12 protein-coding genes are annotated in these 24836 nt (G+C 68.8%); 10 read left to right on the top strand and 2 right to left on the bottom strand.

The window, feature by feature from the left end; translation table 11 throughout:
• The first annotated feature begins 17 nt into the window (after window positions 1–17).
• The 5 genes from ACZ470_RS09440 (at window position 18) to ACZ470_RS09420 (ending at window position 8707) form a co-directional block, all read left to right on the top strand.
• Entirely contained in the window at window positions 18–2009 is a 1992-nt protein-coding gene (locus ACZ470_RS09440) for a type I restriction-modification system subunit M (protein ID WP_468425972.1), read from the top strand.
• The gene (locus tag ACZ470_RS09435) at window positions 2006–3220 is read left to right on the top strand and encodes a restriction endonuclease subunit S (RefSeq protein WP_468425971.1); all 1215 of its coding nucleotides are present in this window, start codon (window positions 2006–2008) and stop codon (window positions 3218–3220) included. Before ACZ470_RS09440 ends, ACZ470_RS09435 begins: the two co-directional genes overlap by 4 nt.
• Entirely contained in the window at window positions 3217–6399 is a 3183-nt protein-coding gene (locus ACZ470_RS09430) for a type I restriction endonuclease subunit R (protein ID WP_468425970.1), read from the top strand. Before ACZ470_RS09435 ends, ACZ470_RS09430 begins: the two co-directional genes overlap by 4 nt.
• 140 nt (window positions 6400–6539) lie before the next feature.
• Window positions 6540–6986: an ATP-binding protein gene (locus ACZ470_RS09425; RefSeq protein ID WP_468425968.1), complete on the top strand. Its 447-nt coding sequence runs from the start codon at window positions 6540–6542 to the stop codon at window positions 6984–6986.
• Window positions 6987–7165: 179 nt separating this feature from the next.
• Window positions 7166–8707, top strand: a complete 1542-nt coding sequence (locus ACZ470_RS09420; protein WP_468426303.1) for a serine/threonine-protein kinase — start codon at window positions 7166–7168, stop codon at window positions 8705–8707.
• Between the two features lie 54 nt (window positions 8708–8761).
• On the opposite strand, the gene ACZ470_RS09415 is transcribed toward ACZ470_RS09420, so the two are convergent.
• Complete coding sequence (locus tag ACZ470_RS09415) at window positions 8762–13159, bottom strand: hypothetical protein (RefSeq protein ID WP_468425967.1); 4398 nt, start codon at window positions 13157–13159, stop codon at window positions 8762–8764.
• Window positions 13160–13315: 156 nt separating this feature from the next.
• Here ACZ470_RS09415 and ACZ470_RS09410 point away from each other — a divergent pair, with 156 nt between their 5' ends.
• The 5 genes from ACZ470_RS09410 to ACZ470_RS09390 all read left to right on the top strand — a co-directional run bounded on the left by ACZ470_RS09410 (window position 13316) and on the right by ACZ470_RS09390 (window position 23825).
• On the top strand, window positions 13316–14671 hold the full coding sequence (locus ACZ470_RS09410; RefSeq protein ID WP_468425965.1) for a lipase/acyltransferase domain-containing protein: 1356 nt from the start codon (window positions 13316–13318) through the stop codon (window positions 14669–14671).
• Between the two features lie 43 nt (window positions 14672–14714).
• Window positions 14715–16889 (top strand): UvrD-helicase domain-containing protein, encoded by a 2175-nt coding sequence (locus tag ACZ470_RS09405; RefSeq protein WP_468425963.1) that lies wholly within the window; start codon window positions 14715–14717, stop codon window positions 16887–16889.
• Window positions 16890–17509: 620 nt separating this feature from the next.
• Window positions 17510–20293 carry a GTPase gene (locus ACZ470_RS09400; protein WP_468425961.1) on the top strand — a complete coding sequence of 928 codons (2784 nt, stop codon included), beginning with the start codon at window positions 17510–17512 and terminating at the stop codon, window positions 20291–20293.
• Between the two features lie 10 nt (window positions 20294–20303).
• Entirely contained in the window at window positions 20304–22031 is a 1728-nt protein-coding gene (locus ACZ470_RS09395; protein ID WP_468425958.1) for a GTPase, read from the top strand.
• Window positions 22032–22424: 393 nt separating this feature from the next.
• On the top strand, window positions 22425–23825 hold the full coding sequence (locus ACZ470_RS09390) for an FAD-dependent monooxygenase (RefSeq protein WP_468425957.1): 1401 nt from the start codon (window positions 22425–22427) through the stop codon (window positions 23823–23825).
• Here ACZ470_RS09390 and ACZ470_RS09385 read toward each other — a convergent pair.
• Window positions 23791–24804, bottom strand: coding sequence for an AraC-like ligand-binding domain-containing protein (locus tag ACZ470_RS09385; protein WP_468425955.1), 1014 nt, complete (start codon window positions 24802–24804; stop codon window positions 23791–23793). The two genes, ACZ470_RS09390 and ACZ470_RS09385, sit on opposite strands and share 35 nt — an antisense overlap.
• Window positions 24805–24836 lie beyond the last annotated feature (32 nt).

The following is a 24836-nucleotide window of genomic DNA, read 5'->3' as shown; positions in this document are numbered from 1 at the left end:
GGAATCCGGGGATCCAGTTGAACAGCAGTAAGCACACGGAGTTGGCGAACCACGCGTGGTCCGTCGCCGACCTCCTGCGGGGGGACTACAAGCAGTCCGACTACGGCAAGGTCATCCTGCCGTTCACGGTGCTGCGGCGACTGGAGTGCGTGCTGGAGCCGACGCGTGAGAAGGTCGCGGAGATCGCGGAGCAGCACAGGGAGAGCGAGATCGACCCGGACCGCTTCCTGCGGCGGGCGTCGGGGCATTCGTTCTACAACCGGTCGAGCCTGACCCTGAAGAAGATCGCCGCGGATCCTCAGAACGCGGCGCAGAACCTCCAGGTGTATGTCGGGGCCTTCTCCGACAACGCACGGGGTGTGCTGGACCGGTTCGAGTTCGCGCAGCAGATCAAGCGGCTGGACAGTGCCGGGCTGCTCTACCAGGTCATCGGCAAGTTCACGGACCTGGACCTGCGTCCCGAGGTCGTGCCCAACCACAACATGGGCTACATCTTCGAGGAGCTGATCCGCCGGTTCGCGGAGCAGTCGAACGAGACGGCCGGTGAGCACTTCACGCCCCGTGAGGTCATCCAGCTGATGGTGCGGCTGCTGGTCGCTCCGGACGGGGACGCGTTGCAGCTGCCGGGTGCGGTGCGCACGGTCCTCGACCCGGCCTGTGGCACGGGCGGCATGCTCTCCGCGATGGACGACCTCATCAAGGAGCTGAACCCGGACGCCACGGTGGAGGTGTACGGGCAGGAGCTCAACCCCGAGTCGTGGGCGATCTGCCGGTCGGACCTGATGATCAAGGGGCAGGACCCGGAGAACATCGCGTTCGGCAACTCGTTCTCGGATGACGGGCATGCGCGGAAGTCCTTCGACTACATGCTGGCCAACCCGCCGTTCGGCGTGGAGTGGAAGAAGGTCAAGGACGAGGTCGAGCACGAGCACAAGGCGCTGGGCGAGGCCGGCCGGTTCGGGGCGGGGCTGCCGCGTATCAACGACGGGTCACTGCTGTTCCTCCAGCACATGATCTCGAAGATGAAGCCGGTGGATGTGAACGGCGGGGGCGGTTCGCGGCTCGCGATCGTCTTCAACGGTTCGCCGTTGTTCACGGGGGCGGCGGGGTCGGGTGAGTCGGAGATCCGGCGGTGGATTCTGGAGAACGACTGGCTGGAGGGCATCGTCGCGCTGCCGGACCAGTTGTTCTACAACACGGGTATCTCCACGTACTTCTGGATCCTGACGAACAGGAAGAGCCCGGACCACAAGGGCAAGGTCGTGCTGCTGGACGCGCGCGACCAGTGGCAGAAGATGCGGAAGTCGCTGGGCGACAAGCGGAAGGCTCTGGGCACGGAGCACATTGCCGAGGTCGTCAAGCTGTACGGGGAGGCGCTCGCCGTGGCGGGGGATGCGGAGCATCCGCTGCACGGCAAGGTGAAGGTCTTCGCGAACGAGGACTTCGGATACCAGCGGATCACGGTGGAGCGTCCGCTGAAGCTGCGGTTCGAGGTGACGGAGGAGACGCTGACGGCGCTGGAGGCGTCCAAGGCGATCCAGAAGCTGCCGCAGGCTTCGGCGTTGACGGATGCGTGCAAGTCGCTGGTCGGGGCGAGCTGGGGTACGAAGCAGGATGCATGGCTCGCGTTGAAGGACGCGGTGGTACAGGCCGGCGGGACGTGGCCAACGGGGGCGCCGTTCAACAAGGCGCTGCGGGATGTGCTTGGGGTGCGGGACCCGGAGGGTGAGGTGCAGCTCATCAAGGAGCAGCCTGAGCCGGATGCGGAGCTTCGGGACTACGAGAACGTGCCGTTGGGGGAGGACGTCCAGGAGTACTTGGCACGGGAGGTTCACCCGTATGTGCCGGATTCGTGGATCGACCACACCAAGACGAAGGTCGGGTACGAGATCCCGTTCACGCGGCACTTCTATGTGTATGAGCCGCCACGGCCGTTGGCCGAGATCGACGCGGAGTTGAAGGCGTTGGAGGGGGAGATTCAGGGGCTGTTGGGGGAGGTCACGGAATGACATCGCCGGAGCAACGCCTCAAGTTCCTGTACCAAGTGATTGACAAGCGCGCGGGAATCGACGAGCTTCCACTGCTCGCCGTATCAATTCATCATGGCGTCGTACCGCGCCAAACCCTTACTGATGACCTGCCTCGCGCCGAGGACTTGAGCAACTACAAGGTCTGCGAGGAGGGAGATATCGTCCTCAATCGAATGCGAGCGTTCCAAGGCGCAATCGGCGTTAGTCTGGTCCGCGGTCTTGTAAGCCCCGACTACATGGTCCTGCGACCGCACGCTACGACCGAGGTGCGGTACCTTCACCACCTATTCCGGTCTCACTGGTTCACCGGACAAATGAGCGCACGGCTGCGAGGAATTGGCGGCACCGAGAACGGCACCGTACGCACACCGAGAATCAATCCTGACGACCTTGGTGACATTCGTGTTTCCCTTCCCTCACTCGAGGAGCAGCGCCGTATCGCCAACTTCCTCGACGTAGAGATCGAGAAAATTGATAAACTAGTATCTAAGAAGCGTCGCCTCGTTGATCTACTCAATGAGAGAGTTGACACTCGCATACTGCAATACGTCGGAGCTTCCCAATTGGCAACCACCAAGGGGACTCCGAAGTTGCCGATTCGCAGAGCTCTGACAAAGGTAGTTCGCCCACCGCACTCAGGCGTCGGCGCTATCACCGCCTACCGAGACGGCCAAGTGACAGACCGCAACTCTCGACGCCCCGAAGGTTACACTCTATCCGCATCTACAGATCCGCAAGGTCAGTACGTGGACGTGGGTGACGTAGTCGTTCACGGCCTGGACGGATTTGCTGGCGCCATTGGAACTTCTGAAGCACAAGGAAACTGCAGCCCCGTATATCACGTGTGTCAAGTTACAGAAGACGGTAACTCGACGTTTATGGGGCGCCTCCTAAGGGTGCTTGCACTTCAAGGGTACCTAGGGGGCTTCGCAATCAGCACTCGTGAGCGTGCCGTCGATTTTCGCAACTGGGACCTTTTTGGCCGCATCCCGATCCCGGTTGTCCCAGCGAATGAGCAGCAGGAAATTGGCGAGCAGATTCAGCATATCCGACCAATTCGAGAGGCAGTTGACCGCTCTTCGAAGCTTGCCGCAGAACGCCGCCAAGCCCTCATGACCGCCGCCGTAACCGGCCAGTTCGACGTAACCACCGCCAGCGGCCGCAATGTGACCGAAGGAGTCGACGTATGAGCCCCGTGCACGACGAGTCCTCCTTCGGGGCTGCCATCGTCGCCGCCCTCTGCGAGCGCGGTTGGCGGGAGGCGAATCCCGAGGACTATCAGGCCGACCTCGGGCTCGACACCAACGAGTTGTTCACCTTCATCGGGGCGACTCAGCCCGACGAGTGGTACGAGCTGCTCGCGGTCTACGGCAACAACACCAACGAGGCCCAGCGCGGTTTTGCGCAGCGGCTCGACCGGGCCATTGCTGATGACGGGCTGCTCCACGTCCTCCGGAACGGCGTCAAGGACCGAGGTGTCCGGCTCCGCGTCGCCTACTTCAAGCCCAACCTCATCTCCGCCGACTCCGTACTCAACGGCTACCGGGCCAACCGTCTCACCGTCGTCCGCGAGCTCCCCTACGCCACCAAGCAGGCCGACTGGGGTCACCGCCTCGACCTGACCCTGTTCCTCAACGGCATCCCCGTCGCCACGGCCGAGTTGAAGAACCCGCTCACCGGGCAGGGTGTCGAGCAGGCCAAGGAGCAGTACCGGACGGACCGTGACCCGACCGAGCTGATCTTCACCCGCCGCGTCATCGCGAACTTCGCCGTCGACCCGGACCTGGTGTTCGTCACCACGCAACTCCGAGGTAAGAACACCCAGTTCCTGCCCTTCAACACCGGCTCGAACGGCCCCGGACAGCCCGGCGGAGCCGGAAACCCCGCGCCCACCGCCCACGGCACGTACGCCACCTCCTACCTCTGGGAACAGGTCTGGCAGCGGGACAACTGGCTCGACCTCCTCCAGCGCTTCGTGCACCAGCAGAAGGAGAAGACGCCTGGCGGCGGCGTCACCAAGAAGACGATCTTCCCCCGCTTCCACCAGTGGGACGTGGTCCGCAAGCTGACCGCGCACGCGTCCATTCACGGCGCCGGCCAGAACTACCTGGTGATGGCCTCCGCCGGCTCGGGCAAGTCGAACACCATCGGCTGGCTGGCCCACCGCCTCAGTGACCTGCACGCACGCACCGACCCGAGCGTCCTGAGGCCCGATGCCCTCGCCGAAGGCCGTATCAAGCCGGGCGAGCCCGTCTTCGACAAGGTCATTGTCATCACCGACCGCCGGAACCTGGACGCCCAACTCCGGGAAACTGTCGGCAGCTTCAGCCAGACCGACGGCCTGGTGGTGAAGGTCGACGAAAAGCACGGCGCGAAGAGCGAACAGCTCGCCCGAGCCCTTTCCCGGGACACCGGGAAGATCGTCACCGTCACCCTGCACTCGTTCCCGGCGCTGCTCGACTACATCAAGCGCAACCCCACCGAGATCAAGGGCACCCGCTTCGCGATCATCGTCGATGAGGCGCACTCCTCGCAGTCCGGTGACGCCGCCACCGCCGTGAAGTCCGCTCTGCGCGACCTCGGCCTGGACGCCGACTCGGACGACGAGGGCGCGACCACGGTCACCGTCGACGACCAGCTCAAGGCAAAGGCCGTCGCACGCTCCCGTGCCGCCAACCTCTCCTACTTCGCCTTCACCGCCACACCCAAGTCCAAAACCCTCGAACTCTTCGGCACGGAAGGCGTCGAGAACGGCAAGACCGTCTACCGCCCCTTCCACACCTACTCCATGCGCCAGGCCATCGAGGAAGGCTTCATCCTCGACCCCCTGCGCAACTACGTCACCTACAACACCTACTGGAAGCTCGCGAACCTCAACCGCGATGAGAAGGAGGTCGACCCCTCCAAGGCGAACAGCCTGCTCGCCCGGTTCGCGCTCATGCACGAGCACACGGTGTCCCAGCACGCCCAGGTGATCGTCGAGCACTTCCTCGCCCACACCCGCGGCCGACTCGGCGGACGGGCCAAGGCCATGGTGGTCACAGCGTCCCGCCATTCCGCCGTTCAGATGGCCCGCGCCATCCGCAGTTACATCGCCGACCGCGAGTACGACACCAAGTACCCGGACCTGGGCGTGCTCGTCGCGATCTCCGGTTCCCTCACCATCGACGGTGAGGAGACCACCGAGGGCAAGGAGAACGGCGGTATCTCCGAGGCCGCGCTGCCGAAGGCGTTCGGCTACACCCGTGCCGACGACAAGGCCGCGAAGGCCGGCGGCAAGGGGCAGCAGGAGTACCGGATCCTGGTCGTCGCCGAGAAGTACCAGACCGGCTTCGACCAGCCGCTCCTCACGACGATGTACGTCAACAAGACGCTCACCGGCATCGCCGCCGTGCAGACCCTCTCCCGCCTCAACCGCACCGCCGAACGCAAGTCCCAGGCCGACCTCGCCGTCCTGGACTTCGTCAACGAGGCCGAGGACATCCAGGACGCCTTCCGCCCGTACTTCGAGGAGGCGCACACCCTGCCCTCCGACCCGAACCTCCTCTACACGGCCCAGAGCCGCGTCATGTCCGCGCCGATCATCTCGGAGCAGGACATGGACGAGTTCGTTGCCGCGTACCTGGAAGCGGAGAAGAAGGCAGGCGGCGTCCAGTCCAAGTGGGAGAAGCTGCATGCCGAGCTTTACCGGCTCCTCTCCCCCGCCGTTGCCCGCTTCACCGCTCTTCTGGAGAGCGAGGAGGAGGACGACGTCGACACGGCCGAGGAGTTCCGCGCCAACCTCAACGACTACGTCCGCAAGTACGGCTTCCTCGCGCAAATCGTGCCCTACCGCGACGCCGAGTTGGAACGCCTGCATCTCTACGGGCGCCACCTGCTCAACCGACTCCCCCGCCTCGCGGACGGCGGCGTCGACATAGGCGAGGTCGACCTCAGTCACCTGCGCGTCGAGAAGACCGGCGAGCACGACGTGTCCCTCAACCCGGAGGGCCCCGCCGAACTCAAGGGCTTCGGCGACGGGGCCGGCGGTGCGAAGGATGCCGACAAGTCACTGCTGTCCGAGCTGATCGAGAAGTTCAACTCCAAGTTCGGCACGGAGTTCACCGAGGAGGACGTCCTCCCGGCCTTCAACGCGACGAAGAAGGACCCCAAGGTCCGGGCCGCGGCCGTCGTCAACGACGAGGAGAACTTCGGGATCGTCTTCGACAAGAAGTTCGAGGAGAACATGATGGATCATGTCTCCACCATCGACACGCTCGGCAAGCGGTACTTCGGTACCGACCGGGACTTCAAGTCCAACCTCGACCGGAGCGCTCGCCGCGCGGCCTGGCGGATGATCCGCCGGGAGGAAGGGTTGGACGACTTCTGAGCCGAATAGGGCCCGGTGCGAGGCACGCACCGGGCCCCGCTCCGTACGTCAGCGGCCTGCGGCCATCCGCACAAAGCCAGCCCCCGGAAGCAGCGCGTCACCACTGGTCACGCTAGGCCACAGCCCGCCACCGTGAGTGCATGACCGCAACACAATCACCCGTGACGGTGCACCAGTTCACGATGCGCTTCAGCTCAACCCCGCGCGGTGCCCGCCTCGCCCGGCGCATGTGCGAGCACTGCCTCGACGCGTGGGGCGTCCCGTACGACAGCGACGCCCACGACGTCGTCACGCTCGTCGCCGCCGAGCTGTGCGCCAACGCCGTACAGCACGGGCACGTCCCGGGCCGCGACTTCCACGTGCGCCTGACCGCCACCCCGGCCGCCCGCACCGTACGGATCGAGGTCACCGACACCCGAGGCGAAACCGTCCCCGACCTCCCCGCCGCCGACGCCTCACCGGACGGCGAGAGCGGGCGCGGCCTGCTGCTCGTCGCCGCACTCGCCGACCGCTGGGGCTGCTCGCCCCGCGCCGGGGGCGGGCCCGGCAAGACCGTCTGGGCGGAGTGCACCGCCTACCCCGCCTGACCTGATCACATAACCAGCACCCGCCCTGGTTGGACGCACACGCCCCCGCCCGGAAGACTGAACCCCGACACATCACAGACTCTTCGGGCACTGCACGGGAGCGGGGGCGGGACCAGGTGCCGGACGTACGACGGATCGCGGAACGCTACGAACTGCTGGAGCAGTTCAACAACGGCGGCATGGGTGACGTCTGGCGCGGCTACGACGCCGTACTGGACCGGCCGGTGGCCGTGAAGCTGATCCGGCCGCAGGCCGTGACGTCCCCGCACGTGGCGGAGGAGTTCGAGAAGCGCTTCCGGCGCGAGGCTCGCGTCACCGCGCGGATCCAGCACCCGGGCGTGCCGCAGGTGTACGACGCGGTGCTGGACGAGTCGTACGAGCAGCTGTTCCTCGTCATGGAGCTGGTCGACGGCGTCCCGCTGACCGCCTACGTGCGCCCCGACCAGCGGCCGCCCCTCCCCCTCAGCTGGGCGGTGTCCGTGGCGGCACAGGTGGCGACCGTGCTGTCGTACGCGCACGAGGTTCCCGTCGTCCACCGTGACCTGAAGCCGAGCAACATCCTCGTAGCCCGCGACGGCACGGTGAAGGTGCTGGACTTCGGCATCGCGGCGATCCTGCGGACGGACGTCACCAAGCTGACCGCGACGGGCAGCCCGATCGGCACGCACCAGTACATGGCACCGGAGCAGGTGCGCGGCGCCCGCGTCACACCACGCACCGACCTGTACGCGCTCGGGTGCGTCCTTCACGAACTGCTCTGCGGGCGGCCGCTGTTCGCCGGGGACAGCGAGTGGCAGCTGATGATGCAGCACGTCAACGCGGCCCCGACACCGTTGCGGCAGGTGCGCGCCGACGTGCCGGAGGCGCTGGAGGAACTCGTCCTGCACCTGCTCCGCAAGGCGCCCGAGGCGCGTCCGGCGGATGTGCAGGAGGTGTACGAGCGGCTGCGGCCGTTCCTGCCGGCGCCCGGTGAGGAGTCCGCCCCGGCGGAGGCGGGCCCCTCCGGGGCGCCCGATCCGACCGGGATCTTCCGCCGTCCGTACGCACCCCGCGCGCGTGCGGGTACCTCGAGCGCTCGGCCCGCAGCGGCCCCGGACGCGCCGCCCGCCGTTCCCGCGGCCGAGCGGGAGGCGCTGCGGGAAGAGATCCGCGAGGTGTACGCGCACTACCGCGCGCTGCTGGAGGAGGAGCGGTACGCGCAGGCCGCCGAGGTGGTGGGCGAGATGATCGAGCCGGCCGCGCGTGCGCTCGGCTCCGACAGCAAGCCGGTGCTCGGGCTGCGGATGCGCCGCGCGGTGAGCCGTCAGCTGGCCGGTGACCACCGGGCCGCCCTGCCCGAGTTCGAGGCGCTCGCCGACGCCTACGCGCGCGTGAGCGGTCCGAGCAGCGAGGAGGCCCTGGACAGTCGCGCCCAGGCGGCACGTTGCCGTGGTGAGCTCGGCCAGGTCACCGAGGCGCTGGCCGGGCTGAACGGCGTACTGGATGCCGTACGGGCCGTCGACGGCGACGTGAGCGAGAACGCGGTGGAGCTGCGCCGCGACATCGGCATGCTCCTCCTCGCGCAGCAGCGGGCGGCGGAGGCGTACGACGTCCTGGAGCCGCTGCACGCGGATCTGTGCGTGGTGTTCGGGCCGGACGACGAGCTGACCGCCGAGGTGGCCGAGACGCTGGCCGTGATCCGTCTGGACCTCGACGGCGGGCCCTCCGCCTCGCCCTCCTGAGGCGGCGGGGCAGCGTGGCGTGTCCGTGCGGTCGGCCGACCGCCGACGGTGGCCTCATCCCGCCAGCACGGCACCCAGGCCGGTCAGGCGCAGGACGAACCAGTGCTCGCGCACGAGGACGTGTACGCGGTCGGGGGCGGAGGTCGTCAGGTCGCCGGCCGGCCCCGGCAACGGAATGGTGATCGGTTCGCTGGCGGGCCGGGTCGGGTTCCAGACACGCAAGGTGTGGTCCGAGCACGTGGCCACGACGAGGTCCTGGTCGGCACGGGCCAGCCGGGTCAGGTGGGTGAACGGCGTACCGTCGTGGTTCAGTTCGGGGGCGGCGTCCTTGCCGTCGGTGCGTTGCAGGTCCCAGATCTCCAGCCCGGTCCGGAAGTCTTCCGGGTCCTGTACCGGCACCGCCAGCTGCCAGTGCCCGGAGGGAGTGCACACCGCCACGGGAGGCAGGCCGGGCACCGGCGGGCGAGTCGTCTTGCCCACCCGGTCCGCCCAGTTGGCGGACGAACCGTGCAGCACGATCACTCCGTAGTCGGTCATCGCCGCCAGGAGCGCCCCCGCCTGTGGCCGGACGCAGGGCACCGCGGTCATGTCCGGCCCGGCCGACCCCTTCCGCAAACCGTCGAGGACGTGGGTCCGGTCGCCCGGCAGCCACAGCAGCGCCTGGGGCGCGGAGTTGTCGTAGTTCACCACGAGTGCCGTCATCCAGCCGGGTGCCGTGGCGGTCCGCAGTGAGGTCACGGGCCCGTCGAGCCGGCGCAAGGCCTCCACGGTGTCGCCCGAGGTGATCTCCTCCCGGGTTCCGGCGTCGACGAGGCGCAGCCGACGACCCTCGTGCTCGACCACGACGACGACCGGCCGTCCGTCCGGCAGTACCAGCGGAGCGACATGGTCGACCAACCTTCGGGGCGGCCAAAGTCGAGCCCTTTCCCGTCCCCGCGTGTCGGCGAGCCACGCGCCGCCCGTGGCGCCCGCCACGGCCAGGCCCCAGGGCAGGCCGTCGGGTTGCTGCGCGAAGGCGGCGACACGGCGTGCCCGCCTGCTGTCGTAGTCCGGCTGGCCAGGCGATCCGCCGCTGTCGGAGGTCCACAGGCGCACCGCGCCGTCCCACCCGGCGGAGGCGAACAGGTCGGGGCCCCGGCCGGGCCGCACCCGGGTGACCGTGTACGACCCGCCGACGTACGGGGAGTCGCGCCGTCCGCCCGACGACTGCCCTTCCCAGTCCACCGGCACCACCTGGGTGCCGGAGGAGCCCCGGGGACCTGGCTCCTCGGGCAGGGCGGACATGCGGTTCGTCAGGACGCGCAGTACGGAGCCGGTGTGCGGGTCGAGGACCGTGATCCGCGATCCTCCCCCGGCCACCGCGAGGAGGGTGCGGCCGTCCGGTCCGGTGAACGGCGACAGGGCCCGCACTCCACGCACCTTGCCGGGAAGCACCCGTCGGGGGGCGAGCCGCTCCACGTCCCACAGCCGCACCGTGCCGTCGTCCCCGCCGGAAGCGGCGAACGTCCCCTCGTCCGATGTGCCCAGGGACGCGAGCGCGTGGACGGTGCCGGTGTGGCCGCGCAGTACACCGGCGGCCTCCGGTCCCCGCGGCCCGTCCAGGTCCCAGCGGCGGACGGAGCAGTCGGCGCCGGCCGACAGCAGGAACCGGCGTCCGTCGGCCAGGGGTACCGCGGCCACGGCGGTCACGCGTCCCACGTGTCCCGTCAGCACGGTCGCGGTCGCACTCCAGTCGTCGGTGCGCCACAGCCGTACGGACCGGTCCTCGCCCGCGGAGACCAGCACGGGGCTCGGCCCGCCGTCGAACGCGGTGAGGCACAGCACCGTGTCCGCGTGGCCGCTCAGGACGAAGGGGGTCCCGCTGCCGCCGTCCACGTCCCACACGTACAGGTCGCGACCGGCCGCCGCGACCAGGAGCGGACGTCCGTCGGAACCGGTGAGCCCGGTCAGTGCCGTCACGGTCTCCCGTGGACCGGTCAGCACCATCCTCGTCTCACCCGTGTCCGGCTCCCACAGCCGTACCGTCCCGTCCCCGCCGGCCGAGGCGACCACGGCTCGCCCGTCGGCGGTGGTGAGCGTCTGGAGGGCCAGCACCGGGCCCGCATGGCCGTGCAGCACCACGCTGAAGTCGTCGGGGGCCGTGGAGGCGCCCTCCAGCGTCGCCCGCACGGTGGTGTGGCCCCGTAACCAGCCGATGAGGGCGGGCTCCTCGAACATGGCCGTCATCAGCAGCACGCGCATCCGGCCCCGCGGTGACAGCGGGAGGAGACGGTGCGCGGCCCGGAGGTACAGCCGGGCCACGGGCAGGGTGAACCGTTCGGGCAGGACCCGGACGGCCGCGGCCATGCGTGTGGGGTCGGCGCAGACGAGGAAGCCGGGATCGCGCATCACCTCCGGCAGCCGGCGCGCCGCGAGCGCGTGCGCTGGGAGGTGTCTTCGCAGGTAGGGGTGGGCGGACTCCCAGACGGCCGGCCCGCGTCCGGGCAGTGTGGCCAGCAGGGCCCGGGTGATCCTGGCGTGCGCGTCCCAGGGTGAGGTGCGGCGGACGTGGTCGATGAGCGCCTGGTGGTAGAGGCGGTACACGGTCTGGCCCGACTCGCCGGACTCCACCACGTGGAACCCGGCGTGCTCAAGCACCCAGGCGATGTCCTCGTCCCCGTAGCGCGCGCCCCGGTCGGACAGTGCCTCGGCGACCTTCGGCCACAGATCCCGGCGCGGCATCCCGGCGCCCTCCGCCCAGGCGAGGGGGCGCAGGAGGTCACGCAGTCGTTCCGGGTCGGGAGAGCGCTCGAACTCCTCGTCCAGGACGGCTGTCAGGTTTCCGGCCAACAGCCGGTGCAGATCGGGGCGTTCGTCCGGGCCCGAGTGTGCCAGCACGCGCAGCAGGGCGCGGGTGGCGACCCGTGCGTAGAGGAAGATCCCGCCGCTGGCGTCGGTGATCCGCTGTGCCCATGCGGAGGCGAGTTCCTCCCGGCCGCGCAGCGGGGAGTGCTCGGCGCCCAGCAGGCGCCGCCGTGCGTAAGCGGCGAGGTCGGCGAGGGTCTCCGGCTCGTCGTCGAGTACGGCCGTCTCGTCGGGTGCGAGTGCCCGCAACAGCGGGCCGGCGCCCGCCGTGACCGCCCTGCCGCCCGCCCGGTGCGGACGCGTGCCGACCAGGACGCGTACGCCGGGCAGGTCCGCGAGCGGGCGCAGCAGGTCGGCGGCGATCGGCACCGCCTCGGCCGGCTTCGCCTCGTCGAGCCCGTCGAGGACGACCGTCACGCGCCGGCCGAGTTCACCGACCTGCCGCACCACCTGCGCGGCCGGCAGCCAGCCGTCGCCGTGCGTGGGCAGGTTCAAGGCGTCGGCGACGGCGCGCAGGCAGTCGTCCAGGGTCTTGTTCCGGCAGGACAGCGCCAGATCGACGGAGCCCAGGGGCGGGAGCGCCGAGCTGGGGGTGTCGTGGAGCGCGCCCTCCTCCTCGGCGGCGGCGCGCAACGCGGGCACCGACAGTGTGGCGATCCGGCCGAGCAGCGCGGACTTGCCCGTGCCGGGCGATCCGGTGATCGCGAACAGGCCGCGCTCGGCGTGCTCCAAATAGGCGATGACGCGGCGCAGCAGCCGCTCGCGGCCGCAGAAGTACCAGCCGGTCTCCCCCACTTCGATGCCCCGGGCGGAGAGCACGAGGTGCTGGTCCACGTCCGCCGAGCGCAGTCGGCGCAGGCGCTTGGTCTCCACGTCCTCGTCGGGGACGGTCGCCGACGGGTGCAGAGGGTTGCGCAGTGCGGGGACGGGGGCGCCGAGCGCGCGGAACGCCGTCGCGGCGTCGTGGTCCGACAGGACCCGGGTGATCGCGTCGGCGAGTTCGTCGGAGCGGATGGTCTCGTCGTGTTCCGTCCAGCGCCGGTCCTCCGGCCCGTGTCGTACGACGTGCTCCAGTGTTTCCGCGAACAGCCCGTCCTCGGCGCTGTCGTAGCCGCGGGCCGACGCGATCACCGCGAATCGCCGCTCCGGTCCGGCGGCGCTGGTGCGGTCGAGTACTTCGCAGATCTCCGCGGCGACCCTGGAAGCAGCGGTTCCGCCGGCACAGCAGTCGAGGAGGATCAGGACCTCGTGGAACTCCCGGTGGGCCAGGAAGCGGGCCAGGGCCCTCGCGGTGATCGCGCTCAGCTCGTCCAGACGCGTGCCCGGGGAGTCGGCGGCGACCAGGAAGTGCTCGCCCGCGTCGACGCAGCCGTGGCCGGTCCAGTAGAGGACCAGCCGTGAGCCGCCTGCGTCCCAGGCGCGCAACCGCTGGGTGATGGTGGCGAAGTCGCCGCCGACCGCCAGATCCGGCAGCTCGTGACCGTAGCCGAGGCCGCGGAACAGCCGGTACAGGCGTTCCACACTGGCCGGCACATGGCTCAGCCTCGGCCAGCTCGCGTCCTGGTAGTCACCGATGCCGACCAGGACGAAACGGCCGTCGTCCGTCATGCACGCCACCGCACTTGCCGCTCCCCGTCGCCGTGCCCCCTGGTTTCCGACGGTGCCCGTGCGCCATTGACGGGTCGGGCCCGTGGGCGCGGTCGTAGCATGAGTCTGCCGTCGGCCAGCCGCATGGTACGGCCGAATGAACAGCGGGGGGAATCGGTGCCGACACTTCCGGTGACGGACCTGGTCGTGGTCCTGCCCGGCATCATGGGCAGTGTCCTGGCCAAGGACGGGCGCGAGGTGTGGAACCACACGCTCGCGGTGGCCGGACGGCACGCGCTGGGCCGGTTGAACGAGGTGCGGGCACTGACCCTGCCGCGCGACATCGGGGACGCCGACCCCGAGGACGGTGTCGAGGCGGTGAGGCTGCTCAAAGGGCTGCACATCCTGCCGGGTGTCTCCGCGATCGACGGCTACGGCACCCTCCTGGCCTTCCTGGAACGGCGGTTGCGGGTGTCCGAGCGGGACGGCAACCTCCTGCCGTTTCCCTACGACTGGCGGCTCTCGGTCCGGCTGAACGCGCGCAGGCTCGCCGCCAGGGTGGAACCGGCACTCGCCGCGTGGCGCGAGCGTATCGGCGACCCGACGGCGCGAGCCGTGTTCGTCGCCCACTCGATGGGGGGCCTGGTGGCCCGCTACTACCTGGACGTCCTCGGCGGCGACCGGCACGCCCGCGGACTCGTCACCATCGGCACGCCCTACCGGGGTTCGGTGAACGCCCTCACCTCGCTGCACGGGGGTGTGGCACCGCGTCTGGGCCGGCTCTCCGAGCCGTTCACAGGACTGGCCCGTTCCATGCCGTCGCTGCACCAGCTTCTGCCGACCTGGCGGTGCCTGGTCGGCGCGGACGGTACGCGCTCCGCCCTGGACGGCGTCCATGTCGACGGCGTGGACGGGTATCTGGCAGTCGACGCGCTGCGGTTCCACGAGGAGCTGGACCGTGCCGACGGTGACGGCTACGCGCTGCATGTCTTCGGGGGCTACCGTCAGCCCACGCGCCAGTCCGCGCGGCTCGGCGACGGTCACCTCGACGGCTTGCGGGACGTGGACGGCACCGACCACTTCGGTGACGGCACGGTCCCCCGGTTCTCCTGCTTCCCGGTCCAGTCGTCCGACGACTCCGCAGTACGCTTCTTCGCACAGAAACACGGGGCGTTGCAGAACGAACGGGCGCTGCTCAACCAGGTGGAAGCCCTGCTCACCGCGCGCGATCCACGCGAGTTCCTCGACGGTGGGCAGGAGTTGACGGTCGATGTGCCCGAGGTCGTCGCCGGGCCGGAGTGTCCCGTCGAGGTGACGGCCGACGACGACCGGCTGCTGCTGTCTGTCGCGGCCGAGGACGTCGAGACGGGCCGGACCGGCGCGCGCAAGTCCCTGCGCAACCACGGGGACGGCCGCTACGGCACCCGTCTCACCCTGCCCGGCCCCGGGACCTGGCGGGTGACCGTGGGAGACCCGGTGAACACCGGACGGGTGCACGACGTGAGCAGCGTGGTGCTGGCGGCCCAGCCATGACATGTGCCGACGTGGCACGGTTTTTCTTCACTAGGATTCACACATGCCCCAGCTTGCCTTCGACATCGGCTTCTTCGCCGAACTCCCCAAGCTCCAGCCGCCGGTCAGGAAGGGTGTCCTGGACGCCTGGGAGAAGTTCGGCCGGCTCACCCTCGACCAGCTCTTCAAGGACCAGGGGCTGAAGCTGGAGAGCCTGACGAAGGCGAAGGACAAGCAGATCCGGACGATACGCATCGACCAGTTCTGGCGCGGTGTGGTGCTCGCGCCGCCGTCCGGGGACACCTTCGTCCTGTTGCGGGTCATGCCGCACGACAAGGCCATCGACTGGGCGATGAAGCAGAGGTCCAGCATCAACGAGGTCACGCGCGCGGTCGAGATCCGGGACGCGGCGACCCTGGACGAGATCACGCCCGCGTACGAACGGGTGGCGGAGTCGTCGCCGAAGCCCCGGCTGTTCGCGAAGTTCTCCGACGGTGACCTGACCGCGCTCGGCATCGACGCCGAGACGCTGCGGCAGGCCCGGTCGCTGGTGGACCAGGAGCAGTTGGACGTCTTCGCGCCGCTGCTGCCGCAGGACCAGCGGGAGGTGCTCCAGTACCTCGCGGCGGGCTGCACGGTGGAGGAGGTCTGGCAGGACATCGTGGCGCCCGCGCTTCAGGCCTCCGCGCAGCCGGTGGACACACGGGACTACGAGACGGCGATCCGGCACACGCGGGCCCGTATCGCGCTGGTGACGGCCCCCGAGGAGCTGCGGGACATCCTGGAGAAGCCCTTCGCGGCCTGGCGGGTCTTCCTGCACCCCTCCCAGCGGAAGGTCGCCTACCGGGCGTCGTACTCGGGACCCGCGCAGGTCACGGGCGGGCCGGGCACCGGCAAGACCGTCGTCGCGCTGCACCGGGTCAAGCACCTGCTCGGGCATCTGCGGGACGGCGACCGCATCCTGCTGACGACGTACACGAACGCGCTCGTCAACGCCCTCCGTTCGGGCCTGGAGTCGCTGGTGGACGACCCGGAGCTGCGCGAGCGGGTGGACATCTCGACGGTGGACGGGTTCGCGAGCCGTGTCATGACGGAGGCACCGGACGCCGTGACCCTGCGGCCGCTGATGAGCAACGAGGAGGTCAGCCGCTGGGGAAAGGCCGCCAAGGCGACGGGCTTCACCGGCAGCGCGCAGTTCCTCGCGCAGGAGTACCGGCATGTCGTCCTGGCGCAGGGCATCACCACCCTGGCCGAGTACGAGGCGGCGGACCGGCGGGGGCGCGGCAGCAGGCTGACCGCGGCCGAACGGCCGCTGGTGTGGGAGACGGTGGAGCGGTTCACGGCCGGTCTCGCGGCGGACGGGTGCCGCACCTGGCTCCAGACGTGCGCGGACGCGGCGCGGCTGCTGGAGGAGAAGGGGCCGCAGTACCGGCACGTGGTGGTGGACGAGGCGCAGGACCTGCATCCGGCGCAGTGGCGGCTGCTGCGCGCCGCCGTCCCGGTCCGCCCCGACGACCTGTTCATCGCGGGCGACCCGCACCAGCGCATCTACGACTCCAAGGTGTCGCTCAAGTCGCTCGGCATCAAGGTGACCGGGCGGTCGGTGAAGCTGCGCAAAAACTACCGCAGCACGCAGGAGATCCTGCGCTGGTCCACGGCCCTGCTGGTCGGGCGTCCCATCGCCCAGCTGGAGGACGAGGGCCGCAACGAGACGCTGCTGGGGTACCGCTCCGCCCTGCACGGTGACGGGCCGGATGTGCGAGGCGCGGCAAGCGAGGAGGCCGAGCTGGACGCGCTCGTCGACCGGGTACGGGCGTGGATGGACGCGGGGGTCGGCGCCGGGGAGATCGGGGTGAGCGCCCGGTTCAACAAGACGTGCGCGAAGGCGGTGGCGCACCTGAAGGACGCCGGGATCCCCGCGGTGACGCTGCGCAACGTCTCCGGCGACGTCGCGGCGGGCGAGCGGGCGGCCGTACGGGTCGGGACGATGCACTCGTTCAAGGGGCTGGAGTTCCGCTGCGTCGCGGTCATCGGTGTCACTGACGAGGCGCTGCCCTTTGCGAAGGCGGTCACGCCGCCTGAAGTGGATCCCAAGCAGCACGAGACGGACATGATGTCCGAGCGCTGCCTACTGTTCGTGGCCTGCACGCGCGCGCGAGACAGTCTCTCCGTGTCCTGGTCGGGCGAACCGAGCACCTTTCTGACCGAGGCGGGCGTGACGAAGCAGCAAGCTGTCTGAGCTGTCCCTGCCGTGATTCCCCCTCCCTCCCAAGCCCGGCTAGATTTGCGTTGATGTGGTCAACAGAAAGACCCCTACCCCGTCTTCGGCATATTCGTGTACGGTTACGCCCGCTGCCGCTTGCCCTCTGTCACGATGAGTGGGCGCAGCGACACGTGAGGGGGTTCCCGTCCGCCGGGCAGGGCGGGTCGCGGGACGTGTACGAGGGATGAAGGGGCAGGGGCAGTGAGCCAGGGGCTGGTCGACGGCAGGTTCCGCACCGGACAGGTCACCGGCAGGGGCAACATGGGGGGAGGCTCACCGCGCCGAGGACCTACCGCGCAGCTGCGTACCGCCTCGCCATCGGATCGTACGAGCGGAGGGGGCTCAGCAGTCCCGAGCCTCGATTCTCCCGAGCCCCCGCCCGCTGCCCGAGTTCAGACACCACCGCCCCACGAGGAGTAGTGGTGAATGACAGGGCAACTCTCAGAGCTGAGGTGTTGGCCCTCCTGCTCGAGCCATTGGGTGTCGACGCCACGGCTGGGTCCTCCTCGCTCGGGCGGCTCACCGAGGGCGTGGGGGCGGTTGCCCAGGCGTGTGGCTGTGCAGATCTGCCACCGTACGGGAGCACTCTTCGCTGGGTGTCCGAGGCCGTGGCGGCATGCGTCGAGGAACAGGAACTGGTCCGTCTGGCATCGGCGCGAGGCCGGACTCTGCCCCTGGGCGAGGCCCGAGCTCTCCGGGAGTTGATGGGACTCGACGGACTACGGCCTCACCTCCAGGCGCTTGAGGGTGTGACGGTGGAAGCGCTTCGGGCCGACCTCGCGGCTGTGACGCTCGCGGAGCGGGTACTGCCTGGAGTCCTTGAGCAGTGCCGTCGCGCGGATCAGGATTGGCCCAAGGAGATCTGGCGTTCGATCCTTGAGATAGACATCGATCGCGCGGTGACCGACTTGCGTCAATACCGCCGAGGCAGTCGGCAAGCGGCAGGTGCACGTGAACTCGTGCTCAACCACAGTGTCTCGGCAGCTCGCGATCTACAGAATCGTGATCTCGTGGCGCGGCTCGAGAAGGTGCAGGACTTCATCGCCGCGAAGGGGCCGTACGAGGCAGTCCTGTCCGCACAACCGGACTGGTGGCGCTGGCTCGGGCCGGACACGCGGTTCACGTTCCGACAGGATCGGTGCGATGCCCTGCTCTGGGCGATCGAGGCTCGCGACACCGGCGCCGTCTCCCGGAACACTCTGGAAATGCTCGCGGACGACAGCGCACGGGCAGTGATCGAGCATGGGCTCGCGTCGACATTCGTGAGCACGACCGCTTCCCTCGACGCGCCGGCCACGAGTTCAGCGGAACGGCTCGTGACGGGGCTACTGGCGGTTGCTTCCCGGACCGGCATCGACAAGCTGCGAGCTCTCGAGTCCTGGTACACGGACAACATCGAGTTGTTCGATCGCGTGGCAGCGGCCATGGACGCGCGGCAATCGGAACCGCATCTCCGCGAGGCCCTTGAGTCGCTGGTCGGCGAGCTGGAGCTTCCGTCAGGGGCGGTGGATCGGAGTCGCTCGGACTACCGCGACATCCAGTCCACCCTTCGGGCCGAGGTCAAGGCTCGCCTTCGGCGAACGACGTACTCCGCCCACGCAGTTGAGAGCGAGGAACTCGTCGGGGCCATCAGCCGCATCGGGGCGCTTGAACGCGAACTGCGCGATGCCGTGCGGACCATGCCCGCGATCAAAGGCAAGCTGCTCGTGGCCATCACCGGAAGGACCAAGTCCGGGAAGACCACGCTCCGCAAAGCTCTGACGCGTGATGCGGACCGAACCGGTATCGGGCGAGGGGCGCACCGCACTACGCGGAAGACCTCCGCGTTCGAGATCGGCTCCGTGACCTATCTCGACACGCCCGGCGTCGCCGCCAAGGACGACGATCTCGACGCCCAACGCGCCCGGGCCGCGTGCGACAACGCCGACGCGGTCGTTTGGAACTATGCCGACACGCTTCGCGACGAGGAGTCCGCCGAACTCCAACGGCTCCTCCTCTCGGGGAAGCCGCTGCTCGCCGTCGTCAACGTGAAGGAACGAGTCAACACTTCTGACCGTCTTCAGCTCTTCGCCCAGCGTCCGGAGAGAACGTTCGCGTCGGCGACGGGGCACGCCGTCCGGATCGAGCAGGTCTGCAGAGCGGTCGGGGTCACACCGCCCGTCGTCCTCGCGGTCCATTCCGCTGCCGCGCACGAAGCGTTGTCCACGGGAGATCGTGAGCTGGGAGACAGGGTCCTTCGGGCGAGCAGATTGCCCGAGCTGGAGGAGTCCCTCGCCCAGCTCCTGGCCGAGCGCGCGATTCCGCTTCGTGCCGTTCGGCTGGCCGAAGGCGTGCGGGCGCCGCTCGCCGCGCTCCACGACCGGCTGATCGAGGAAGTCCCCCAGATCGATCTCGCACTTGGCCAACTCGAACGCTCGGCGCCGAATGAACGGGCCGCCTTGCTCGAAGCTTTCAAGATCGCGGGCCGGAACACCCGCGACCAACTCGAAGCCATGCGTCACCGTGCCAAGGAGCGGTTGCCGGATGTGGTTCGGGAGCTGGGCGGCGAGGATCACTCCCAACGGTGGAGCGATTTCATCACCGGTCTCGAATTGGAGGGTCTTGTCGCGAGTCTCGAGAGCGAGTTCGAGCAGGAGATACGGAAACGTGAACGGGTCCTGCGCGCGCGGGCAAGCACCGCGGAGCCTCAGGACGACGAGCGCCTGCGTGTTCGGCCGCGTCCTGATACGACGCTCGGGAGACTGAGCGCGGCTGCGGCCAAGGGGGCGGCGACAGCGCTCTTGAATTCCCTCACTGCCCATGGGATCCCCAAGAAGGCCGCTGCGGGTGCCGCCACGGCCAACCCTGCGGCGCTTGTGGTGAGCTACGTGGTGGAGCCCCTGGTCGGGGCGGCGAAGGCGGTGAGCCACGAGGTCGATCGCACACGGCAGGCGAAGGACAAGTGGACGGGCAGAACCACGGTCGAGGCCGAGGCCAGGCTCGATGAGCTGTTCGGCAGGGTCGAGGCACAGTTGGCTCGAATAGTCGACGACGCGACGGCTCAAGTCGGCGCCCAGTTCGAAGCGCAGTCCGCTGACATCCGGCGCACACGCGAGCGGTTCGAGCAACTCGGTCGGCTGCGGGTGGCCGTACGGTCCGCTCTTGATTCGATCGATCTCGTCCTGGTGCGCCGCCTTCTGGCCCTTGCCGGCGGCGACCCGGCGGCGATCCGTCTGGCACGGCGGACGCCAGGAGTCGAGTTTCGCGTATGGACCGATGAGTCCCGCATCACGGAATTGCGGGCGTGCCTACAGGAGCGACCCGTGGATGTCCTCACCGAGCGGATCGAGGTCTGCTCGGAACCCAGGATCGGAGAAGGCGATGGGATCTCGGATGACTGACGGGGATCCGATGGACACGTTCGACAGCGACGGGCATTCGATCGCCCGTGTACTCGCGCTGAGTACACGGGCTGAGGAGGTCCTGGACGCTCACCCTCGGACCCGGGGCCTGACAGCAAGCCTGCCCCGTGCGGACAGCAGCCCGCTGCGGATCGCGCTCCTGGGTCCGTACAGCGCTGGGAAGTCGATGCTCATCGCCGCACTGCTCCGGCTCCCGTCGGCCGCTGTCGATGAACTTGTCGACGCGGCGCCCAAGACGCAGGAGCCGACGCCGTACCCATGGAACGGCGTGACACTCGTCGACCTGCCCGGAACGCTGTCGGGCAACGACGAGCATTCCGATGCGGCACGACACGGCGTGCGTGGTGCGGACGCGCTGATGATCGTGACCACGAGCGAACTGCCGGGCGAAGCGGAGACCAAGGCCATTCTGCAGGCGCTCCATGCCGACGGCTTCGCTGACCGAAGTGTGGTCGTCGTGAACAAGATGAACGCCGAGAACAGTGATCGCGACGTCATCCTCGACGAGATCCGCAAGCGGCTCGGTCCCTTCGCCGAGCGGGTCCCGATAGTCCCGACCGACGCGCGCGACTACGTCGACGCGGTCAACGACCCCGAACTCACGGCCGCTCACCGTGAGCTGCTTGTCGCGGAGAGCGGCATCGACGCTCTCACAACCGAGTTGCGGAGAATGATCGCTCCCGGTGTCAACGGTGTCCGGCCCAAGGCGCAGGCACTCGAACTCCTCCGGGTTCTCGCGGACGCCGAACAGAAGTGGGTACTGGACGGCGAGGAACTCGGCGCCGCGGAGACCGCGCAGAAGGTCGCGGACTCGGTGTGCCGGGCAAGGGAGAGCGTGCTGAGCACGCTGGAGAGGGAGAGCGAGGTCGTCGCTTCCAAACTGAGAGCCGCGGGAAGCAGGCTCGCTGCCGCCGTCTCGGAGAAGGACGGCAATGCCTCCTCCGACATCGCCGGGGACGTCGTCGGGGAACTGGTGCTTGCGAGCAGCGAGTTCGACGCCAAGTTTCTCTCATCGATGAACACAGCGTTCCACGCGCTGGTCTCCGAATACGGAACCGATGTGCCTGAACCTGAAGTCTGGGTGAATGGCCTCGACTCTCCCGAGACGGTGGTCGACGCGTCCCCGGATGACGAATCGCCGTTTGCCGGTGCGGTCAGGGAAGCCGCGGAGAAGGCCGCGAAAGCGGGCACCAGCATGCTGCACGAGTGGATCGGGAAGGTCGCAGACGGCGGCAGCGGGCAGGGAAGCGCAGCCTCCAAGATCGTGACCTGGCTCAACCAGAGTCGAGTGGGCCAGAAATTGTTCGACGCCAATGGGGAGATCACCAACGGCGTGGGCAAGTTCAAGCCGTGGGGCAAGGTCAAGGCAGCCAACAAGGTGGTCACTGCGGCCGGCAAGGTGCAGTGGGCGCTGATGGTCATGGGGCCGTTGATGGACGTGAAGAGTATCGCGCAGGACCAGGGCAAGTGGATGACCATCGACAAGCGCCGGAAGGCGATCAGGGATCACTTCGACGAAGAGGCACTCAGACAGCGGACCGGTCTCACTGACGCCGGTAAACAGCACCTGAGCGCGTGGATCGCCGAGGTGGAACAGTCGCTCAGCGGCCTCACCCACCCGGGGGCGGAGATCCGCGCTGCGCGTGAAACAGCGTTGGAGGGAATCCAGAGCCTCCGCGACGAGGCCGAGAAGCTCGTCAGGCCGACCGCCGGCTGACCCCGACAAGCCGGTGTCCCGGTGGTGATCCGCCACCACGCGACCGCCGGAACAACACGGTTCAGGCTCCCGCGCACATAGCCGGCTCGGTGACGGCGATCTCGATGCAGTCGTCACCCAAGCTACGGCTGTGACTGGACTTGAACCCGCCACAGCGCGCTTCGGACCGTGGACTCCTCTCGACCTCCGCCTCATGCAACGCCGGAGCCATAACGATCCGCGCCGCCATCAGCACCTACCAGCAGGGCGGACCTCCCCTCGCGCACCTCCAGGAGCCACAGGTGGGCGCGGTCGTGGGCGGCCGCATCGAAGGCATCGCATCCGCCCTGCACCACCCCCGCACTCTCGAAGACGTCCGCCGCCGAATGACCAGCACAGGAAGCGCACATCACCATGGCTGAAGAAAGCATCGCCCGCCGGCCCACCGCCGTGGTCATCGGCGCCAGCGCCACCGGCCTGTTCGCCGCGGCAGTCCTCAGGGACTTCGCCGACGTCACCGTCATCGAACGCGACCGCCTCCCCGACAGACCCGAACCACGCAGAGGCGTTCCCCAGGCCCGCCACGCCCACCTGATCTGGAGCGGAGGAGTCAAGGCCATCGACGACCTCCTCCCCGGCCTCATAGGCGAGATCGTCGCCCACGGCGGGCGCCTGGTTCACATCATGGGCGACATGGTCTCCCGAGCCCCCAACGAAGTATGGTTCCGCCGTTTCGCAGCCACCCATCACCGCAACCTGGTCTGCTCCCGCGACCTCTTCGACTTCGTCCTGCGAAACCGCGTCCTGGCCGACGAGCGCATCACACTCCGCCAAGAGACCACCGCACTCCGCCTCGAAGGGAACGCCACCACCGTCACCGGCGTCCGTGTACGCGCCGGCCGCGAGGAAAGCACGCTCCGCGCAGACCTGATCATCGACGCCTCGGGCCGAGGCTCCCGCGCGCCGCAGTGGCTCACCGAACTGGGAGCGCCGAGCATCAGGGAGCGAGAGGTCAACGCCGGCGTCGCTTACGCCACCCGCCTCTACGAAGCTCCCAAGGCCACCCGGGACATCAACTTCCCCCTCATCAACGTGCAGGCCAACCCGGCCAAAGCACCAGGGCGCGGAGGCATCATCCTGCCCATCGAGGACAACCGCTGGATCGTCACACTGGCCGGCACGCGCGGAGGCGAACCCACCGACGATCCCGATGCCTTCGTCGACTTCGCCCTCAGCCTCGACGACCCCATCATCGGTGAACTCGTCAAAAACGCCGAGCCACTGGGGGACGTCACCAACACCCGTGCCACGGCCAACCGGCGTCGCTATTACGAGCAGGTCACACGCTGGCCGGACGGCTTCCTCGTCCTCGGTGACGCCATCGCCGGCTACAACCCCGTCTACGGCCACGGCCTCACGGTCGCCGCCCAGTGCGCCCTGGCCGTCCGCGACACGCTCGGCGCCACAGGACCAGGACACCCGGGCCTCGCACGCCGTCTCCAGCGCGCTGCCGCACGACCAGTGGCCGCCGCCTGGGACCTGGCCGTCGGCCAGGACGCCCTGTATCCGGGAGCCACCGACACCCGGCCCAACAGCGTCGAACGTCTCCTCGCGCGCTTCGTCGACAAGGCCGTGGAAACCGGCGCACGCAATCCGCGCGCCATGGCGGCCCTGCTCGACGTCATGAGCCTGGAGCGACCCGCGACCCGCCTGTTCTCGCCCGACATGCTCATCCCCATGCTCATCGGCCCCAGGAGGCCGCACCTGCAAGGCCCACCCCTCACTGAGGCAGAGCGCAGGACCGCTCTGCCGTAGTGCGGTGCTTCCTCGCGGCGGTGCGGGGGTGGTTCTGGTCGCGCCAGTCCCTGGGCGAGATTCCGTATGCCCGTTTGAACACCTTGCTGAAGTGGGTCGCGTCCGGGAAGCCCCAGCTCCGGCCTATCGCCGCGATGGTTCGCAGCCGTCCGTTCGGGCCGGCCAGGTCTCGTCTGCATTCGGCGAGGCGGCGGGTGCGGATCCAGTCCCCGAGGCTGATACCCGAGCGGGACAGCACGGTGTAGAGGTGACGTACGGAGATGTCGTGTGCGGCCGCTATCCGTGCCGCCGACAGATCGGGGTCGGCCAGGTGGGCGCGGATGTATTGAGTGATCCGCAGGCCGAGTGTCGCCTCCAACGGGGCTTTGGCCAGGCCCGCGTTGCCGCGCTGGGACGTCAGGACGGCACGGAGGAGTTCGACGCTGGGTTCCACGACGGCGTCCGCAAGGGTGCCCTGGTGCAGTTCGTCGCTGACGGCCAGCTGGGAGAAGTAGGTGAAGGCGAGCCTCGCGACGGGGTTGTCGGATCCCATGGTGACCGTGCTGGTGTCACGTAGTAACCGGTCGGGGAGCGCGAGGGCCGCGCGGGGGAACCGCAGGAAGTGGTGGTCGACTCCCTCGTCGAAGAGCAGGGTGTAGGGAGCGATCGATTCGTAGACGGCGAACTCCCCCGGCCTCAGCACGCATTCGCGGCCGTTCTGCGCCACCAGGCTGGTGCCCGCCATCTGCAGGCCGACGAAGACGGCGGGCTCCTCGTCCTTCCGGGCCAGCCGCTCCGTACGACGGACGGTGACCGCGGTCGCCTTCGCGGAACAGATCCTGAGAGGTCCGACGGCGCCGAGACCTATGCGAACGGAGATGTCCTCAGCCGGAGGGCCGTGGTCGATGTCGACCGCCACCACGGATTCCCACACCGCGTTCCGGACCACTTCCTCCCGGTCCCGCGGCGGAATGAACGCGGTGTCCAGGACCGGGCTCATGACGCAGACCCTCGTCCGCGTCGGTCACAGAG

The sequence above is a fragment of the Streptomyces sp. NPDC031111 genome (genome assembly GCF_055570675.1).
The sequence above is the reverse complement of the archived record's forward strand: the minus strand, read 5'-3'. Positions and strand labels throughout refer to the sequence as shown.

Bases quoted from the DNA above. Each gene is read 5' to 3' on its own strand.
- ACZ470_RS09435 (WP_468425971.1), top strand. From the start codon at position 2,006: ATGACATCGCCGGAGCAACGCCTCAAGTTCCTGTACCAAGTGATTGAC.
- ACZ470_RS09430 (WP_468425970.1), top strand. From the start codon at position 3,217: ATGAGCCCCGTGCACGACGAGTCCTCCTTCGGGGCTGCCATCGTCGCC.
- ACZ470_RS09425 (WP_468425968.1), top strand. From the start codon at position 6,540: ATGACCGCAACACAATCACCCGTGACGGTGCACCAGTTCACGATGCGC.
- ACZ470_RS09420 (WP_468426303.1), top strand. From the start codon at position 7,166: ATGGGTGACGTCTGGCGCGGCTACGACGCCGTACTGGACCGGCCGGTG.
- ACZ470_RS09415 (WP_468425967.1), bottom strand. From the start codon at position 13,159: ATGACGGACGACGGCCGTTTCGTCCTGGTCGGCATCGGTGACTACCAG.
- ACZ470_RS09405 (WP_468425963.1), top strand. From the start codon at position 14,715: ATGCCCCAGCTTGCCTTCGACATCGGCTTCTTCGCCGAACTCCCCAAG.
- ACZ470_RS09395 (WP_468425958.1), top strand. From the start codon at position 20,304: ATGGACACGTTCGACAGCGACGGGCATTCGATCGCCCGTGTACTCGCG.
- ACZ470_RS09390 (WP_468425957.1), top strand. From the start codon at position 22,425: ATGGCTGAAGAAAGCATCGCCCGCCGGCCCACCGCCGTGGTCATCGGC.
- ACZ470_RS09385 (WP_468425955.1), bottom strand. From the start codon at position 24,804: ATGAGCCCGGTCCTGGACACCGCGTTCATTCCGCCGCGGGACCGGGAG.